Genomic DNA, 1,416 nt, shown 5'->3' with positions numbered 1-1,416 from the left:
CAACCAGAGAGCATGCATCGGGGCGGCGTAGGTCCCGGTGCCCGGATAGTTTGAGAGGGGTCCTATCGTGACTGTTACAACCACCACGGCGCCTGCCGTGCACAGCACGGACGTTGATATTGTCCGTAATCTGTCCCTGGTCGGGGACGAGATCACCGGTACGGTGGCCAAGATCGATGAACACCAGCTGGCCGGCCTGGCCGCGCAGCTGGGCCAGCCGGGCCGGGTATTCGCCGCAGGGGCCGGGCGCAGCGGGCTGGTCCTGCGGATGGCGGCGATGCGGCTGATGCACCTGGGCCTGACGGTCCATATTGCCGGTGACACCACCACTCCCGCGATCGGCTCCGGGGATCTGCTGCTGGTCGCTTCGGGGTCGGGAACGACCTCGGGAGTGGTCAAGTCAGCAGAAACCGCGGCGAAAGCAGGGGCGCGGATTGCCGCGTTCACCACCAACCCGGACTCGCCGCTGGCCCGGCTCGCGGACACGGTAGTGATCATTCCCGCCGCCCAAAAAACCGACCACGGCTCCAGCGTTTCGCGCCAGTACTCCGGGTCCCTGTTCGAACAGAGCCTGTTCCTGGCCACCGAGGCGCTCTTCCAGTCGCTGTGGGAAAACACCGACGTGCCGGCCGAAGAGCTTTGGCTCCGGCACGCCAACCTCGAATAAACACCCCCAGCAGCATCTTTAGTTTCCCTTCACATCCACCGCAGTACCCTTACAGAAAGAAACATCATCATGAAACTCCAGGTAGCCATCGATCTCCTGACCACCGAAGCCGCCCTCGAACTGGCCGGCAAGGTCGCCGAGTACGTCGACATCATCGAGCTCGGCACCCCGCTGATCAAGGCCGAAGGCCTCTCCGTGATCACCGCCATCAAGGAAGCCCACCCGGACAAGATCGTTTTCGCCGACATGAAGACCATGGACGCCGGTGAACTTGAAGCAGACATCGCCTTCAAGGCCGGCGCGGACCTGGTCACCGTGCTCGGCACCGCCGACGACTCCACGATCGCCGGCGCCGTCAAGGCAGCCAAGGCCCACAACAAGGGCGTCGTCGTTGACCTGATCAGCGTCGAGGACAAGGTCACCCGCGCCAAGGAAGCCCGCGCCCTGGGCGCCAAGTTCGTCGAAATGCACGCCGGCCTGGACGAGCAGGCCAAGCCCGGCTTCGACCTGAACGGACTGCTCCGCGCCGGAGCAGAAGCCCGCGTGCCGTTCTCCGTCGCAGGCGGCGTGAAAGTCGCCACCATCGCAGACGTCCAGAAAGCAGGCGCCGACGTCGCCGTCGCCGGCGGCGCAATCTACGGCGCAGCCGACCCCGCCCTGGCAGCAAAAGAACTCCGCGAAGCCATCGCATAACCCCACCCCGAACCGTGTACTGCCCGCACAAAACACCACCGCGGGCAGTACACGGC

2 protein-coding genes are annotated in these 1,416 nt (G+C 65.0%); both read left to right on the top strand.

The genetic code is table 11. The annotated features are described in order from the left end of the window. Positions 1–67 precede the first annotated feature (67 nt). Positions 68–667, top strand: coding sequence for a 6-phospho-3-hexuloisomerase (gene hxlB, locus AC5RU7_RS20960; protein ID WP_494053869.1), 600 nt, complete (start codon positions 68–70; stop codon positions 665–667). A gap of 69 nt (positions 668–736) precedes the next feature. Further along, positions 737–1,360, top strand: coding sequence for a 3-hexulose-6-phosphate synthase (gene hxlA / locus AC5RU7_RS20955; RefSeq protein WP_115524978.1), 624 nt, complete (start codon positions 737–739; stop codon positions 1,358–1,360). Positions 1,361–1,416 lie beyond the last annotated feature (56 nt).

This window comes from Arthrobacter sp. K410C (assembly GCF_059090105.1).
Note: the sequence above shows the minus strand (reverse complement) of the source record. Positions and strands in the feature narration are given on the sequence as shown.

Coding starts and splice junctions, on each gene's coding strand:
- hxlA (WP_115524978.1), top strand. CDS start 737: ATGAAACTCCAGGTAGCCATCGATCTCCTGACCACCGAAGCCGCCCTC.